This is a genomic window from Rhodopirellula sp. UBA1907, from assembly GCF_002337565.1.
GTDB classification, from domain to species: Bacteria; Planctomycetota; Planctomycetia; order Pirellulales; family Pirellulaceae; genus Rhodopirellula; species Rhodopirellula europaea.
In genome coordinates this window covers 20,259-37,268 of the sequence record NZ_DDGH01000041.1, presented here as the reverse complement: position 1 = coordinate 37,268, position 17,010 = coordinate 20,259, and the positions used below count along the sequence as shown (strand labels likewise).

The 17,010-nt window shown below is 56.5% G+C and carries 12 protein-coding genes; 9 read left to right on the top strand and 3 right to left on the bottom strand.

The genetic code is table 11. The features are described from left to right. The first annotated feature begins 43 nt into the window (after nucleotides 1-43). The 3 genes from B2R17_RS09255 to B2R17_RS09245 all read left to right on the top strand — a co-directional run bounded on the left by B2R17_RS09255 (nucleotide 44) and on the right by B2R17_RS09245 (nucleotide 4,750). Nucleotides 44-811 carry a PIG-L family deacetylase gene (locus B2R17_RS09255; protein ID WP_286763771.1) on the top strand — a complete coding sequence of 256 codons (768 nt, stop codon included), beginning with the start codon at nucleotides 44-46 and terminating at the stop codon, nucleotides 809-811. A 152-nt stretch (nucleotides 812-963) separates the two neighbouring features. Then, on the top strand, nucleotides 964-3,003 hold the full coding sequence (gene metG / locus B2R17_RS09250) for a methionine--tRNA ligase (protein ID WP_286763770.1): 2,040 nt from the start codon (nucleotides 964-966) through the stop codon (nucleotides 3,001-3,003). Between the two features lie 187 nt (nucleotides 3,004-3,190). After that, nucleotides 3,191-4,750, top strand: a complete 1,560-nt coding sequence (locus B2R17_RS09245) for a hypothetical protein (RefSeq protein WP_286763769.1) — start codon at nucleotides 3,191-3,193, stop codon at nucleotides 4,748-4,750. A gap of 5 nt (nucleotides 4,751-4,755) precedes the next feature. On the opposite strand, the gene B2R17_RS09240 is transcribed toward B2R17_RS09245, so the two are convergent. Next, the gene (locus B2R17_RS09240) at nucleotides 4,756-5,928 is read right to left on the bottom strand and encodes a hypothetical protein (protein WP_008661796.1); all 1,173 of its coding nucleotides are present in this window, start codon (nucleotides 5,926-5,928) and stop codon (nucleotides 4,756-4,758) included. A 352-nt stretch (nucleotides 5,929-6,280) separates the two neighbouring features. On the opposite strand from B2R17_RS09240, the gene B2R17_RS09235 reads away from it, so the two are divergent. The 4 genes from B2R17_RS09235 to trpA all read left to right on the top strand — a co-directional run bounded on the left by B2R17_RS09235 (nucleotide 6,281) and on the right by trpA (nucleotide 11,416). Next, nucleotides 6,281-8,254 carry a hypothetical protein gene (locus B2R17_RS09235; RefSeq protein WP_339887972.1) on the top strand — a complete coding sequence of 658 codons (1,974 nt, stop codon included), beginning with the start codon at nucleotides 6,281-6,283 and terminating at the stop codon, nucleotides 8,252-8,254. Nucleotides 8,255-8,596: 342 nt separating this feature from the next. After that, entirely contained in the window at nucleotides 8,597-9,910 is a 1,314-nt protein-coding gene (locus B2R17_RS09230; RefSeq protein ID WP_286763767.1) for a PQQ-binding-like beta-propeller repeat protein, read from the top strand. A gap of 117 nt (nucleotides 9,911-10,027) precedes the next feature. After that, nucleotides 10,028-10,516 (top strand): hypothetical protein, encoded by a 489-nt coding sequence (locus tag B2R17_RS09225; protein ID WP_286763766.1) that lies wholly within the window; start codon nucleotides 10,028-10,030, stop codon nucleotides 10,514-10,516. A 63-nt stretch (nucleotides 10,517-10,579) separates the two neighbouring features. Then, a complete protein-coding gene (gene trpA, locus B2R17_RS09220) occupies nucleotides 10,580-11,416 on the top strand; it encodes a tryptophan synthase subunit alpha (protein WP_286763765.1) in 837 nt (278 codons plus the stop codon). 50 nt (nucleotides 11,417-11,466) lie between these two features. Here the strand turns inward: trpA and B2R17_RS09215 are convergent, their stop codons facing one another. Beyond that, nucleotides 11,467-12,327 carry a hypothetical protein gene (locus tag B2R17_RS09215; protein ID WP_236617988.1) on the bottom strand — a complete coding sequence of 287 codons (861 nt, stop codon included), beginning with the start codon at nucleotides 12,325-12,327 and terminating at the stop codon, nucleotides 11,467-11,469. 194 nt (nucleotides 12,328-12,521) lie between these two features. Continuing rightward, a complete protein-coding gene (gene ftsH, locus B2R17_RS09210; protein WP_286763764.1) occupies nucleotides 12,522-14,723 on the bottom strand; it encodes an ATP-dependent zinc metalloprotease FtsH in 2,202 nt (733 codons plus the stop codon). 247 nt (nucleotides 14,724-14,970) lie between these two features. Here ftsH and dxr point away from each other — a divergent pair, with 247 nt between their 5' ends. Both dxr and B2R17_RS09200 read left to right on the top strand, forming a co-directional pair. Further along, nucleotides 14,971-16,302, top strand: coding sequence for a 1-deoxy-D-xylulose-5-phosphate reductoisomerase (dxr, locus tag B2R17_RS09205; RefSeq protein WP_286763763.1), 1,332 nt, complete (start codon nucleotides 14,971-14,973; stop codon nucleotides 16,300-16,302). A gap of 119 nt (nucleotides 16,303-16,421) precedes the next feature. Then, nucleotides 16,422-17,010 (top strand): site-2 protease family protein (locus tag B2R17_RS09200; protein ID WP_286763762.1); only part of this gene is annotated, 589 nt, incomplete at its 3' end.

Here is a 17,010-nt window from a genome sequence, read left to right as displayed (position 1 = left end):
TGGGACCTGTCTCGACGATGCCCGCGGCTTTAAGCTGGTTCGCATGAACGAAGCCATTCCTGCACCGAGCGATCTCCTACTTCCCGATGATCCAGCGCAGTCGCTTGACGTGATTGCGGTCGGGGCTCATCCAGACGATGTTGAATCCGCTTGTGGTGGGACGCTCGCCAAGATGGTCCGTCAGGGCTATCGCGTTGGCATCGTCGATTTAACCGACGGAGAACCGACGCCTCATTGCCCCGACGTCGAAACTCGAATGTCGGAATCGGTCCAGGCCGCCAAGTGTCTCGGGGTCCACGCTCGGATCCAACTGAACCTGCCCAATCGCATCTTGATGGACGGTTTCGTTCCAAGGATTGCACTTGCTCGGCAATTCCGACGATTTCGACCTCGGATCGTGATCGGGTTCGGACAAAAAACGCCCATGGCGTCACCGGATCATTGGCAAGCGATGCAGATCACCGATGCGGCCGTGTTCTACAGCCGATTGTGTCGCTGGGACGAACACTTCGACGGCGTCCCGGTTCATGCGGTCGCTCGCCAGCTGTATTTCCGCTTGGCGTTTGAACCAGATGTGATGCCGGGCGAGTCGCACCATTTGATCGTCGATATCGGCGATTGTCTGGAGCAGAAGCTGGCTTCGATTACCGCCTATGACAGCCAATTTGCCCATAAACCCAAGATTGCCGAACGTGTGCGCGCGGCGGCATTGGTCACCGGATCGCAAGCAGGATGTTGGGCCGGAGAAGCGTTTGTTTCGGCTCACCCCTACTCGGTCAGCGATCTGGTCAAGACCGTGATGAATCTCTAGTGGAATTGCCGGAACATGGTCTTCGGCGGCTGGTGCTGTTCGATCCAGCGGTGGTTTGTCACAATCGCGACCTCGGATGGTGAACCCCACGTCGCGAAAATGGGTCGTGGGTAACGCCGAAGCCCTCGCTCCCCACACCGACAACTGCTTTCATGACGCGTCGTCTGCTCGTTACCGCTGCATTGCCCTACGCCAACGGCCCAATCCACATTGGTCACTTGGTGGAATACCTGCAAACCGACATTTGGGTTCGGTTTCAGAAATTGCGAGGCAATCGCTGTTTGTACATCTGCGCCGACGACACCCACGGCACCGCGATCATGATCCGCGCCCGCGGAGAAGGCCGTTCCGAAATTGAATTGATCGAAGAAACCAGCGAAGCACACCAGCGAGATTTCGCGGGCTTTGGAATTGAATTCGACCACTACGGCAGCACCAACAGCGAAGAGAACCGAACGCTTTGCCACCAAATTTGGCAATCACTTCGAGACGCAAATCTGGTCGTCCAGCGAAGTGTGGAGCAACTTTACGACCCGGAAGCCGAGACCTTCCTGGCCGATCGTTTTGTTCGCGGTACGTGTCCCAAATGCGGCACGCCTGACCAAGCGGGCGACAACTGCAATTGCGGACACACCTACAGTCCCACCGAACTGATCGATCCGGTCAGCACGCTCAGCGGTGCGACTCCGGTCATCAAAGAAGCCGAACACCTGTTCGTGGAACTGGAAAAGCTACACGACTTCCTCTCCGAATGGGTTTCCAACTCGGGTGCTCTGCAACCGGAAACTGCCAACTACTTGAAAGGTCACTTTCTGGCCGAAGAACTTCGCGACTGGGACATCAGTCGACCGGCTCCTTACTTCGGATTCGAAATTCCCGACGCACCTGGTAACTATTGGTACGTATGGTTCGACGCACCGATCGGCTACATCGCCAGCACGCAGCAGTGGTGCAACGCCAATGGTGAAGACTTGGCCGATTGGTGGAAAAGCGATGACTGCGAAGTCCACCACTTCATCGGCAAAGACATCACTTACTTCCACACGCTGTTTTGGCCGGGCATGCTCAAGACGGCTGGTTTCTCACTGCCAACCAAAGTTCACATTCACGGATTTCTGAATGTGAATGGCAAGAAGATGTCCAAGAGCGATGGAACGTTCGTCAAAGCGGAAACCTTTCTCAAACACATCGATCCATCCGCACTGCGATACTTCTACGCCACCAAGTTGTCATCGCGAGTCGAAGACTTGGATCTGGGAGTCGAGGAGTTTGTCGAGAAGGTGAACTCTGATTTGGTCGGCAAAGTCGTCAACCTCGCCAGCCGTGTAGGCAAATTTGCAAGCCGCACGGGATTGGCACCATCGTATCCCGATGATGGTGGGCTGTTCCAAGCCGCCGCTGCGAAAGGCGACGAAATCGCCGCCGCGTATGAAGAAGGTGAGTTTTCCAAAGCAATGCGATTGATCATGGAATTGGCGGACGCGGCAAACCCGTTTGTCGAACACGCCAAGCCATGGGAAATGAACAAAGATCCGGAACGACAAGATGAACTGCGAGACGTTTGCACGGTCGCATTGAATCTGTTCCGGCAATTGGCCGTTTACCTGGCCCCAGTCCTTCCCGAACTGGCAAATAAATGTGGTGACTTGCTCGGCGAGCCAATCACCTCATGGGAACAAAGCCAAACGCCACTGGTCGACCGGGGCGTCAACAAATTTCAACGTATGATGGACCGTGTCAAAACTGAGGATCTCGAAGCGATGATGGAAGAAAGCAAAGACGAAGCAGCTCAAGAAACCGATGCTGCTGCCACTAACCCGTTCAACGACAGTGATCAACCACTCAAAAATGAGCCACTCGCCGATGAAATCACGATCGATGATTTCATGAAGGTCGACTTGCGCGTCGCTCGAGTGCTTTCCGCGGAGCATGTGCCGGAAGCCAACAAGCTTCTGAAACTGACCCTCGGTTTGGGTGGCGACGAAACTCGCCAAGTCTTCGCCGGAATCAAAGCCGCTTACGATCCTGACAAATTGGTCGGACGTTTGGTCGTGATGGTCGCCAACCTCAAACCACGAAAAATGCGTTTTGGTTTGAGCGAAGGGATGGTCACCGCAGCTGGCCCCGGTGGCGAAGAAGTCTTCGTGCTTGGAATCGATGACGGCGCACTGCCCGGTCAACGAGTCCACTGACCCCAGTGTGGCATAGGCTTCCAGCCTGTGAAAAAGAGCGCACGAAGCACACGGCTACTCCCCTCAACCATTGCCCTCACTCCGAGAGGGTGAGCGAAGCGAGTCGAATGGCCCAGCAACGCCGCGCGACCTCCGTCACTGATACGCCTTGCCCTTTTGAGACAGACAGCCAGTGAAAATTTCCGCGATGAAAATTCTCATTGTGCATTGCCATTTCGAACGGGGCGGCGTGACTCAGGTGGTGGAAAACCATGTTCACTGCCTTCAGGGATCCGATGAAATTGACGAGGTCGCTCTCGTCAGCGGACCTCGACAATCGGGGTTGCAAGCAGCAACACGCGAATCGGCGTCCATCTGGAGCGTCGAATCACTGGAATACGATTCGCATCGTGACATGTCGCTGGGCGTTGACGAGCAAGCCCAAAACACCGCTCGCGAACTCGACGACCTATGCCAACGAGCGGGTTGGTCTCGCCAACAGACCGTCGTTCACTGGCACAACCACAGTCTCGGCAAGAACGCAGCATCACCCTTGGTGATCCAACATCTCGCGGCGATGGGCTACTCGTGCTTGCTGCAGATCCATGACTTTGCCGAGGATCAGCGTCCTCAAAACTGGGCTTATCTGAAACAATCTCATGGTTGCCGGCGAGCAAGCGAACTCGACGCGATCCTCTACCCACACGGTGATCGACTTTCCTACGCGACGCTAACGACTGGCGATGCGGAAACGCTCGCGAAATTTGGGATTCATCGTTCTCGCGTCGATGTTCTGCCCAACAGCGTGCGTCTCCCAACCGACGAACTGCCCGAGTTCGAAGTCGCAACGCAAAAAGTTCGGGAGGCATTCGACCTGCCTGCCGACTTTCGCTGGATGTTGTATCCCGTGCGGGGCATTCGACGAAAAAACCTTGGCGAGTTTTTGTTGATGTGCCAACTGGCCGGTCGTCCCACGATCGGTGCGATGACGTTGATGCCAGCTACGCCCATGGAAAAGAAGTCCTACGAAAGGTGGCAAGCCGTTGCTGAGCGATGCGTTGATAACGTCGTGTTCAACGCTGCACATCATGAGGCCATTCAATTCGTCGACAATTTGTCGGCCGCCAGCGTTGTCGTGTCATCCAGTGTGGCTGAAGGATTCGGGATGGTCTTCCTCGAACCGTGGCTGGCATCTCGCAGCGTCGTTGCTAGAAATCTGCCGGGAGTGACCGGCGACTTCATCAATCATGGGATGCGTTTGGATCATCTCTACGATGCGGTCCAAATTCCCGGATCGCCCGAGTGGCTCGCAGCAGCCAACCGCCGGTTCCAAGATGCAAAGACGAACGCTTGGAAAGATGTTCAGCGCGACGTCGACATCGCGAGATCGCAGTCGACGCCCGACCAATCAAGCGGCGATGCAAACGATTGGGTCGACTTCGCTCAATTGACACCTTCGATGCAGATCGAAGTGCTACAGCGTTTCAACACCGACGCCGGATTTGCGCAGGAAGTTCGCGAACGCAACGCGGCGTTGTGCGATGCGTTGGTGACCGAAGCCCGTCCTGCTGTCATCGATCACAACCGAAACATTGTTGCCACCCACTTCGGACCGGAGAACCAAAAGCAGCAATTGCTGAACGCATATCGAAAGGCGATCAGCGACGAAAGCATTCCGGTTTCCGAAGTCCAAAGCGACCAAACCATGTTGGATTTGGTCGAACATTCGCGGCCGTTTTATCCGTGCCGCGTTGAACAACTGGACTGAACGACTCAGCGACGCGAGTTGCTCGTCCGACCCGCCATTTGTTTGCCCTTGGGTCGAACCAAGAACACTTTGGGATCGTCGACGATGAACGAAGTGCTCCAACGGCGTCCATCATCTGCACTGCAGATGTTGTAGAAGAACGTCCGCATTCGTTCGGCTTCGTAACCGTATGGGAATTGACTGGTGATGTAGTCTTCTTCCGTCAGGTCCTCGACGCCCGGCGAGGCGTAGTAGTGCACCATGCCATCGGGCGTGACGCTAATACCCATCGTCCACCAACCAGTCGTCGTGATCTGTGGTCCGCGGAAGTCGGCTCCGCGTTGGTTGCTGCGAACTCGCAGGTAAGCGTAGTCGTCGGTACGGCTTCGGCTGTCTGCTTTGCTCTCAAACTCGATGAACATTCCGGGCCAGTAAATCTCGTTGCCCATCTCTTTGCGTTTGAGTTTGAGAAACCCAATCTCTTTTTCGATCAATGCCGTTGTTTCGAGAGCCAAACGGAAGCCAAAGTGTGGTCCGCTGCGTTTTTCCCATTCGGCGACTGGTGGCAGGAACACTCGAGTTGTGACGCTGGGCACCTCAGAAACATCGATGCGACGCTTCAGTCGATACTGAACGTTTGCAATGAAGTCATCTTGGTGCATCGTTCCGCTAGCGTTACCTGGGATGCCAGTGAACTTACTGCGCATTAGCAGAGCGCCTTTGCTGCCCGGCAATCCGCCGGCAGGAGTGACGACTCGTTCGACCACGTCCGGGTGGCCGCGTTTGATGCCTTCGTACCAACGGCCGTTGGTGCTTTTCCCCATCGGTGCACGTTGATTTTCATCAATGTCTTCCGTGCTTTTGGGATTGTTCGGCACGTATCGCCACGATTCGTCCTCGAAGTCATCGGCCACGCCGACGAGCTCGGTGCCCGTCCCGGGAACGACCGGTCGTTGTGCGTTGGCGTCTCCACCGCACACACTTACCAAAGCTGCGACTCCTGCGACGAAGGCGGATCGCCAACGTCGTGCCACCGGCTCCTGATTTTCCACCGGCTCCACAGTTCGCAGTGCGAAATGGCCGACCCAACGGTTGGTGTTGCTCTGCATTGCTACTTCCGTCACTTCCGTTCCCAAAGGATTGAAATGGACATGGATCGCGGCCTGAACGACGGTGTCGTGGGCGAAACGATGATCCATGACGGAGGCCCCCCTCCAACCGGAACAATCGGCAAATTTTGACCGCCACTCCAATCCATCCGGTTCAGGCTGGGAAAGTTTTGCGGCGGATCACCCCGATCAATCGGGTCTGCCAAGGACTCCAAACGTCACAATCGTTCCCTTCCTCACAAACCATCTCGGAGAGCAGTGGACTGCTCCAGAACGCCCGATTCCGAGACCGAATTGCTCGAAATTCGCAGGAACGGAACTATGGTTGTTTGTGTCGGAGGGACGCACTCTGCACCATGATTTACCCAAATATTAAGCGTCCCCCCGTGCGAGGCGGGGTCGGTTCTTCGGAGCCGGCCTCGCCTTTTTTCGTGGACCTCGGATGAAAGTGTCGGGCGGGCCGCGAGAAGCCTCTCCAAACGCTCAAATGCTCTCACATTCGGGATTTTCGTTGACGGGAGACGGTGAGTCGGTGAATAATAAGACTCCGCGAAACATTCGTGTTTCGATCCTTTTCGGCCGTGCTCTTCTCACCGAAGGTGTTCCTTTGCGACACGCCACTACGACCTCGTCCTCGTCCAATCCAACTGGCCCCATTGCTGCCGCTGCGCATTTGAATTCAGCGCACTCGGTTCCAGACGCCGGAGGCCAGGTTTCCAATCATCAACGCGCCAAACGAATTTGGATTCTGTGCGTGGTCATGGTGCTGTGTTGGCTGTTCAGCGGAATCGCATCGGCCCAGCAGTACGAGGTGATTGACTCACCTGCGGCGCAGCTGACTCCCGAACAAATTGATGGCTACGAGCGTGCGGCAAAAACCTTGGCAACGACTCGAAAGAAGGAGCAACTGACCGGGGAAGTCCTGAAGGGCGCGACGATTTACATTGAGCATGTCGTCCCCTACCAGATTGTTCGCAAGGAAAATTTGAACAAGATGGGTCCGATGCTGGCTTCGCTCGAGAAGTCGCTCACCAACGCTCAACGCATCGACAATCCTGGCAAGACGGAATTGTTGAAGAGGATTTACAAGGGGATGATCAAAGTGGCGACCGGCAACCACATCCCCGCTGCTCGAATCAATGCAATCTTGGTTCTGGGACGACTTGATAGCCGTCCGTACGATGGAGCGACGGGACGTCCGCCCCTGCCATTGGCCGCGGTTGTTGCACCTCTTTTTGACACCCTTGTTGGTCTGTACGAAAACGAAGAGGAAGTCGACGGAGTTCGCGCGGCAGCATTGCAAGCTTTGCATCGGGCAGCGATGTACGGATTCTCATCGATGAAGGATGAACCGAAAGCCAAGCTGACGCAACTGATGACGGATTTGCTCGATGCACCGGCACCGGAAGGTCGCGATCCGAAGGCGCACGCATACTTGCAGCGTTCGGCGGTCGACATTCTGCATTACCTCAGCACACCTGATGACACATCGCTGGGCAAGCAGTTGATTTCGATCAGCACTGATGAAGAAAAGCCTGACTTGATCGCGCTCTATTCGGCCGCTCAGTTGGGCGACATGACCAAGCAACTCAACGGGCAAGTCGCCGACACCGACGGCGTTTTGAAAAGTTGGTCGCGACGCGCTTTCGAAACAGTGGAATCCGAACTGAAACGATTGCAGGCACGCGATCGGAATACCACGATGACCGTGAAGCAGCCACCAAATCCAGAAACATTCCTGGGCGTCAAGGAAGAGAAAAAGAAGAAGAAGGACAAGAGTCGCACCACCGGCGGCATGATGGGTGGTGGAATGGATATGGGAATGGGAATGGATTCAATGATGGAATCGGGCATGGACATGGATATGGGAATGGACATGGACATGGGAATGGGCTCCGACATGATGATGGAAGGAGGAATGGGAATGGGCATGGGTATGGGAATGATGGGCGGCATGCCGGCCGCGAAACCCCAACCACCAGAAGTCTCGCTGTCCCGCCGAAGAATCACTCACGTCCTGCAACAAATCATGCAAGGTGCAGTCGGATCAGCTGAAGCAGAGGTTCCAAAGAACCCACGAGGTTTGATCGCGGCAGCGTCGGACGAAGACAAAAAAGTTCTGACGTCATGGGTCGATGACATTCGCCCGATCGCAGAGGCGATCAACGACGACCAGCTGGATGACAAAAAGAAGTGGCTGGAGTCGCTGGAAGAGCAACGTGTTGCTCTGGCGAAATTGGCGGGAGTCGAGCTATCGGATGAAGACGAAGACGGCGAGGGTATCGATCGTATGCCAGGCGGATTGCCAGTCATGGGCGATGGACTCCCCTTTGGTCCGCCAGCAGGTGCTGGTCTGCCCAATGAGGCAGCGGCGGATGCCGGCTTGCCAGTGGGCGGTGGTTTGCCAGTGAACTGATCTTCCACCAACGACTTTGAAACACCCAACGCGAGGTTGATAGCAATTTGCTCATCAACCTCGTGTCGTTTTGGGGCAGGCCGCCGATTGACAGACACGGATTGACAGACAACGGCGTCTGCCAATCATGAAGCCCCTATTCTCCGCGAGACGCAAAGCTTCGCCGAATGTAAACGACCATCTTTTTGATGTCTGATGGCATCCATTTGGTTCGGCTCAACAAATCCGATGCGAGTGTCTCGACGTCCGCACACGGCATTTCATGCGTTGCTCCTCATTCGCACACAACGTTTCGCGAACATATCCTTCTCACACTCTCTTTTCCGACAATGGATTTGGAACATGTACCGCACCACTGAAGCTTCGAGCGTTGCTCGCACTTGGAAGTTGACATTTACGACGATCACCGGATTGATCGTTGCGGCCTTTAGCTTGTCATTCGCCCCTAAGTGCCGTGCGGAGGAATGGAAACAATGGCGCGGACCAGACGGTGACAACCATGCCGCGACAGATGCGGACGCTCCCGTTCGATGGGACCTGGAACGTGGCGAAAACGTCGTCTGGAAAACGGCGATTCCCGGTCGTGGACATTCAACTCCGATCGTGGTTGGCGAACACATCTTCCTGACCACGGCGGTGGCAGAAGACGAGACACAACGACTCATCAAGTGCAATCGATCGGATGGACGCATGGTCGACAATTGGGTGATCCATCGCGGAACCATGCCGGACCGGATTCACTCGAACAATTCATACGCCTCGCCGAGCGCAGCCTCTGACGGACAACATGTCTTCGTGTCGTTTCACACTGATGATGCGATCGTCGTTACCTCACTCAACTTGGACGGCAAACAAAATTGGCAGAAGAAGGTGGCGGACTTTCGTCCCTCGCGTTTTCAATTTGGCTACGGAGCCAGCCCCATCTTGGTGGACGATTTGTTGATCGTCGCAGCGGAGTACGACGGCGCTGACAGCTGCCTCGCTGCTCTCGACACGCACACCGGTCGGATCGTTTGGCGAGTCGAACGGCCATCCAACTTGAATTTCGCGACGCCGATCGCGACCACGATCGGCGGTCAAGACATGGTGCTGATGTCGGGTGCCGACATGATCAACGCTTATGATCCAGTCTCCGGCAAAGAACTGTGGCGCGTCGACACGGCCACCGCAGCGATCTGTGGGACGGTGGTTTGGGACGATCGCCGGGTGATGACCAGCGGCGGCAACCCGGGCTCTGGAACCTGGTGCATTCTCGGTGACGGAAGCTCCAACAACGTCCAGTGGGAAAACAACGTCAAGTGTTACGAACAGTCGTTGCTGACCATTCCCAACTACGTCTTCGCTGTGGCCGACACGGGAGTCGCCTACTGCTGGCGGACGATGGACGGCAAACAAATGTGGCGTTCGCGATTGTTCGGTGGTGGAATCAGTTCGTCGCCCGTGTTAGTGAACAACCGAGTTTACGTAGGGTCCGAAGAAGGAACGATCTTCGTTTTCAAAGCGAGCCCGGACCGTTTTGATCTGATGGCCGAGAACAAAACGGGCGATTCGATTTTCGCGACACCGGTCCCGGTCGATGATCGACTGCTCATCCGAACGGGAGTTGGCAAGGGTGCTGAGCGTCAGGAATATCTGATTGCGGTCGGTCTTCGGTAAACTCGATTGCTTGCCGCGACGACTCTGTCGGGCTGCTCCGCCTGAGTGGATCAGCGGACTTTTCCGATCAGGTAATTTTTTCTAAAGAAATCGATTGGAGCGGTCGATGGATTGGCTATGCCACATTCCAATCCTCATGACCGCATTGCTCCGATTGGCCGGGGCCAAATCGCACGCTCGCTGACGCGGTGCTTGCTGATTTGTATGCTCGCCAGCTCGAGCGGTTGCGTGGCGTTGGGAGTTCCCAGTGAACGAATCCACGATCCAGACGATCATGGTGGGTTGCTCGGCGATTGGCGTCGTGGGCGTCCCCACACGGCCGCTCAGCACACACAAAGCCTGATCGAGGACGGAGCCGTCATCGTCCCCACGGACGGACATGGCGTGATGTGCGACAGCACCGGAACAACGCATCACGAAGCTGTTGGTCAAGTTGGTTCAGGCGTAATCGACGGAGTCATGCCATTGGACCTCGATCCGGTCACCGGTGGCGTGCACGCCGAACCAGAAAAGGCACCCGAGGTGCCTTGGCCGCGGTTCCATCCGGTTCCAACTCGCCCGGTCTTTGGTGGCGGCTTGGTTGCCGATCCGCACACGGGAATCTAGGCTTGGCGGCAGAATTCGTTGAGACCTGTTCCGTCCGCCCATCCTGACGCCGATCCGCCATCCATGACGCCTCTGCAAAGCCTGTTTGAATCCCTTCGTGGTCAAAACCGCAAAGCCCTGATGCCGTTTTTGACGACTGGCGACCCAAACATCGATACGACGGAAGCGGTCATCGCGGCAGCACGCCAGGCCGGAGCGGACCTTTGCGAAATTGGCGTTCCCTACAGCGACCCCATTGCGGATGGCCCCGTCATCCAAGCCTCGTACCAACGAGCACTCGACGCCGGATTCAAACTTCAACACGTTTGGGATCTGGGCCAACGTTTGACCGAGAATTCCGACGTCGACGCGATGCCGCGGGTCACGATGGTCAGCTACTCGATCATCTACCGAATTGGCATGGCCAAGTACGTCGATCAGGCGATGCAAGCCGGCTACTGCGGCGCGATCGTACCTGACCTGTTGGTTGAAGAAGCGGACGAGTTGAGCAAGATCTGCCGCCAAAAGGGTTTTGATCTGATCCAATTGGTTACCCCGACCACGACCCGAGACCGTCAGTGCAGAATCGCGGAATTGTCCAGCGGATTTCTCTACTACGTTTCGGTGACCGGGATCACGGGCGAGCGAACCGCGTTGCCGACCAATTTGGTGGACAACGTTGGGTGGCTGCGAGAGCAAACCGAGTTGCCAATTTGCATTGGCTTTGGAATCAGCGGTCCGGAAACGGCCGCACAACTCGCACCTGTTTCTGACGGCCTGATTGTTGGCTCCGCCATCGTCCGGCGTGTCGCCGATGCAGTTGCCAAGGCCAAAAGTTCAGGAGCCGATCCGGTAAAAACGGCTGCGGAAGAGGCCGGTGAATTCTGCCGCTCATTGCGAAAAGCAATCGACGCGGCATGAACGCTTCGGAGCAGGTTTGATTCAGCGGACCGTTGTCAGTTGAGTTGACTTCAGCGGTTTGGTGCTCGCCACTGAACTGGGCGATCAGCTGTGGAGAAACTTGGCTGATTCGCGGCCGCTTGAACTGACGTGGCCGAGTTCATTCCGCCGTTGCTCTGAACCGCGGCGTTGCCTTGGAATGAATCCTGAGGCGACTGGACCGGTGCCGACGCGGTGTTCCACTGCAACGATTGAACAGCAGGCGGAGCCGATGGCACCAGTTGGCTGACGGGCAATTGTCCGGGCAGAGAGATCGAACCGACGTTCATTTGCGGCGCGATGTTGTTCGCTCCCATCATGTTGGCTGACGGATACGAATTCGGGTACGAGTTTGCTGCCTGTGGAACATAACCCGGTGGCGGTGGAGCCCCCGTCAAATCGATCACCGGCATACCGCCGCTGCGAACACCACTGGATGCATCAGACTGCGTGGGCATCATCGGGTTCGGTTGAACTGCGTTGGTCTCCACCCACTGTTGGCTCGCGTTTTGAGCGGCGGGGGTCATCGAACCAGGCATCGTTCCGCCCGCTTGCGCGATACCAGACCCAATCGAGTCGGCGGAGTTGTGACTCATTGGAATCACGCTGCCGGGTGTTGTGTTGTAAGTCCCTGAAGGTGCGTAGTTGGCAGCGGCCGCGGGAGTTCCGCTGACCTGGCCATACGATCCCGTCGCGGGTGGTGGAACACGGGCGGAGGCACCGAACGGGCCGAGCGTTGGCAACGTCGGGTTCTGAACCGGAGCTTGGCCGGGCTGAAGCATGCTGATCGGGGCACCGGTGGTCCCGTTGGTTTGCTGGCAACCGGTCAACAGACCGAGCGCGGTGACCGCCGAAAGGCCGGCACAGGTCCGCCCGATAGTTTTCTTCGCCATCCAATTGAATCGCATCTTGGAACGCCCGATTGCGTGTCATCTGCTTATGAAAAACGGCAAGGCGGACGCATGTCGTCGCTTGCCGCATCGGGCTTTAACAAATCTGCGATCTTTTTCGAAAGACCGGAATCGCAATCGAGCTCACTGCATCGGAGGTCAAAGACAACCCTCGAAAGAGCGAAAATCGCACGGAATCACGAGCGATTTGACTGCTGAGATTCCGTTTCTTCTCGCGGCACAATTTTGGCTTTTGGTTTTTCCGTGACCGTTCCGGGCACCAACCACGGGCCGCGATTGTTTTCTTGAATCAACCGCATCAGCTCTTCACTGTCGATCGCTTCGACCTCCAACAACCGCTGCGTGACCGCCTCCAAGACATCACGGCGCTGCTCCAAAATTTCGCGAGTCTGCACCAGCATGTCGTCGACAATGCGTGAAACTTCTTTGTCAATCATCTTCGCCATCTCATCGCTGTGCATGATCTGATATTCGCCACCACCAGATCCAGCGAGGAATGGACTGCGTGTGTTGCGGCGAAGATTGATTCGCCCCAGACGGCTCATTCCGTAGTCCATCACCATGCTGCGAGCCGTTTCGGTACAGCGTTCCAGGTCATTTTGTGCTCCGGTGCTGATGTCTTGGAAAATCATTTCCTCCGCCAACGTACCGGCCAACATGACTTTCATTTGGCTCTCCAGTTCGCTCTTGGTCATCAAGAAACGCTCCGATTCGGGACGCTGCATCATGTAGCCGAGCGCCGCCAATCCTCGAGGAATGATGCTGACCTTGTGCACTGGATCCGTGTTGGGCAGTGCCGCCGCGACGAGCGCGTGCCCGGACTCGTGATAAGCGACGCGAATTTTTTCGTCCTCGTTCATCACCCGTTTTTTCTTTTCCAACCCAGCCGTGACACGTTCAACGGCTTCATTGAACTCTTCCATCGCCACAGCGGGTTTGCCGTTTCGAGCGGCCAGCAAAGCGGCTTCGTTCACCAAGTTGGCCAAGTCCGCTCCCACGAAACCGCTGGTGATCGATGCGATGCCTTTCAGCTCAACGGTCTCGTCAAGTTTCACGTTCTTCACGTGCACCGCCAGGATTTCTTCGCGTCCGGCGACATCGGGACGATCGACCAAGACGTGCCGGTCGAAACGGCCTGGACGCAGCAACGCTGGGTCGAGCGTTTCGGGACGGTTGGTTGCCGCGACAACAATGACACCCGAATTGGAATCGAAACCGTCCATTTCAACCAGCAACGCGTTCAATGTTTGCTCGCGTTCATCATGTCCGCCGACAACGCTGCCGCTTCGACTTTTGCCGAGAGCATCCAATTCGTCGATGAAGATGATGCAGGGTGCCCGATTGACCGCTTGGGTGAACATGTCGCGAACCCGAGCGGCACCGACGCCGACGAACATCTCGACAAAGTCACTGCCTGACAGGCTGAAGAACGGAACGCCGGCTTCTCCCGCGATCGCTTTGGCTAGCAATGTTTTCCCGGTGCCGGGAGGTCCGACCAACAAGACACCTTTGGGAATGCGGCCGCCCAGGCTTTGATACTTGTCGCTGTTTTTCAAAAAGTCCACGACTTCGCGAACTTCATCGACGGCTTCTTCGATGCCGGCCACATCTTCGAACGTGGTCGGCAGGTCATCTTCGCTGTAAAGCTTGCCACGGCTTCGCGAGAACGACATTGGCGAACCAACCCCGCCCATTCGCTTGAGCATCACGATGCCGAGCGCGACCAAAACCCCAATCATCAACAACTCAGGCCAATGATTTTCGAGGAAGCGGCTGGGGCGATCGTTGTCCCATTTGACGCCCGATTGCACGAGCAATTCTTCCAACTCGGCCGCGATTAGATCATTGGGATAGCCGCGAATCGTCAGGAAGCTGACCTCCTCAGCCGGTTCCTTCTCACTCGGATGATTCTTCACATACGACTTGAAGTAGACCTTCCCGGTGATTCGATCGTCCGCGACGAAGATGTTGTCGAGCCGGCTGAATTCATGCCAAACGTCTTCCTTCGTGCTGCTGGGAACCACAATCTTCGGCACAGGAATCTCGTTGGCCGGATCACCGCTGATCAGTGTTGCTGTGGAGCCCGGTGTTGCCGAGGATCCGGATCCGTCGGATGCCTGAGCAGAACTCGATTCGCCGTCCGCAGCAGCGTCTCCGGTTTCCGAAGCAGATTGCTGGGCCTCGATCGCCGCCTGGCGTTCGGCCGACATCGCCAACAATTCTTTCAGATGCGGGTAGGCCAGACGTCGGCGATTGTCACTGAATAGGAACGCACTCAGCACCACTGCGCCGGTGACCGCCAGCAAAACCAACCAAACACTTCCTCCGCCTCGATTCTCGGACGATCCACCGCGTTTCGACTTGGGTTCGTTGCTCATTGCGTTCCAATTGTGTTTGTTTTGTTGATAACGGCTGGTTCAGCCAGGGTTCCACTATTTCTTCTGCTCGTCGACTTCCCAAGGCACCACTTCCCGCACCGTATGAAAATCTGGCTTCGCGACGGGTCTGGGTGACTTATTCGGATTGTTCTGGCAGGTCCGTTCCCCCATGATACGGCCCCTGACACCCTGGACAATCATTCCCGTGACATCGCCCCAGCCCATCTCCTCAGAAACGGAACCGACAGTGCCGGCCGAATCCATCTCCGCGGACTCGGTCCCCGATTTCCGGTCGACCAACCGCCCCGTCAGTCGCGTCGCGGTGCTGGGAGCAACGGGAAGCATCGGCGTGGCGGCATTGGACGTGATCGAAAACCTGAATCGATGTGACCCAGATTTCGCCTGGGAAGTGTCGAGCATGTCCGGACACTCCCAGATCGATCCGCTGATTGAGTTGGCAGGAGGCTGCCACACGCCACCGAAATGCGTGGTCGTTTCGGACGCTGAAATGGAAGCTCAAGCCGCCAAAGCTCTGAAAACAGCGTCCACCCAAACCAATTCACGTCTGACGGAGCGTTGTCGGTTGGACGTAGGACCAGACGCGTTGGTTCGAGCCGCCACGGAAAAAGACGTTGATGTGGTGGTTGCCGCCATCGTCGGACGAGCCGGCTTGGAATCCACTTTGGCGGCCGTTCACGCGGGAAAACGCGTCGCTTTGGCAAACAAAGAGACCCTCGTCGTCGCTGGTCCAGTCGTCACGCGAGCGGCAGCGGACAACGGGGCTGAGTTGCTGCCGGTGGACAGCGAACATTCGGCAATTTTCCAGTGTTTGGCGGAGTCACGGGCTCGCCAAAGCCAATTTGCCACCGCGAATCAACCAAACACAGCGGTTGATCCCTCCGCCAAGACACATTGGCCGGGCGTCCGGCGGCTCATCCTGACCGCCAGCGGAGGCCCTTTTCGCGACTGGACGACCGCCCAAATGCGGGAAGCGACGATCGAACAAGCTCTCGCTCATCCGACTTGGAAAATGGGGGCGAAAATCACGATCGATTCCGCCTCGATGATGAACAAGGCCCTTGAGGTGATCGAGGCCAAGTGGCTTTTCGATGTGCCCGCGGACAAAATCGAAGTTGTCGTTCACCCTCAATCGCTGATTCATTCGCTCGTCGAATTCGAAGACGGCAGTTTGATCGCGCAGGTCAGCCCGCCGGACATGCGGATGCCGATTCAATATGCTTTGACATTTCCTCGCCGATTGCCTTGTCCCGCGCCAGAACTGGATCGGACTCAGGGCTGGGACATGTCGCTTAGCCCCGCCGATCCCGACCGTTTTCCGGCGTTGGCACTCGGTTTTGAAGTCGCCCGCGTTGGTGGCACAGCTGGAGCGGTGGTCAACGCCGCCAACGAAACCGCAGTCGACCTGTTCCTGACCGGGCAAATTCGCTTTACTGACATCCCTGAAATTTGCCGCCGAACCCTGCTGGACCACGACCACGAATCTTCGCCCACACTCGAACGGCTGTTAAAATTGGACGTTTGGGCACGTGGTCGAGCCCGGGAATTGGCCCAAATTTGATGTCGTCATCTTCGGAAAGACGGGTTCAGTGAACCTGTTTGCCCGACCAACCATATCTTCAACGTGGATTTGCCGGGCTGGCATCCCTCGTTCAACTCTCTTTCACCCCCGTCGAATTCATGTCGTTGCCTGTTGATTGGTCCCTCTTGCCCTCCTTGTTGGCGGCCACCGAAGACACCGGCGGCGTCATCGCTTGGTTGCAAACCACTTGGTTGTGGACCCAAGTCGCCCTCGGAATCGGCTTGGTCATCTTTGTCCACGAGCTCGGACACTTTCTCGCGGCCAAGACGTTTGGCGTGAAATGCGAGAAGTTCTACGTCGGATTCGACGTGCCAATTTCAATTGGCCCGATCAAGTTCCCTCGAACGCTCGGCAAGTTCACCTACGGCGAAACCGAATACGGAATCGGCATTCTGCCCCTGGGCGGATACGTGAAGATGTTGGGTCAGGACGATGACCCACGTAAAGCGGAAGAAGAAGCCAAACGGATTCGGCAAAGCGGAGAAGCCTCGGACGCGGAAGAGAAACTCGATCCACGAAGTTATCCGGCCAAACCAGTTTGGCAACGAATGATCATCATCAGCGCCGGTGTGGTCATGAACGTGATCACCGGAGTGTTGTTTGCCGCCTTCGCGTTCTTCAACGGTGTTGGCTACACGCCCGCAGTTGTTGGTGGCGTGACTCCTGGCGGACCTGCTTGGCAAGCCG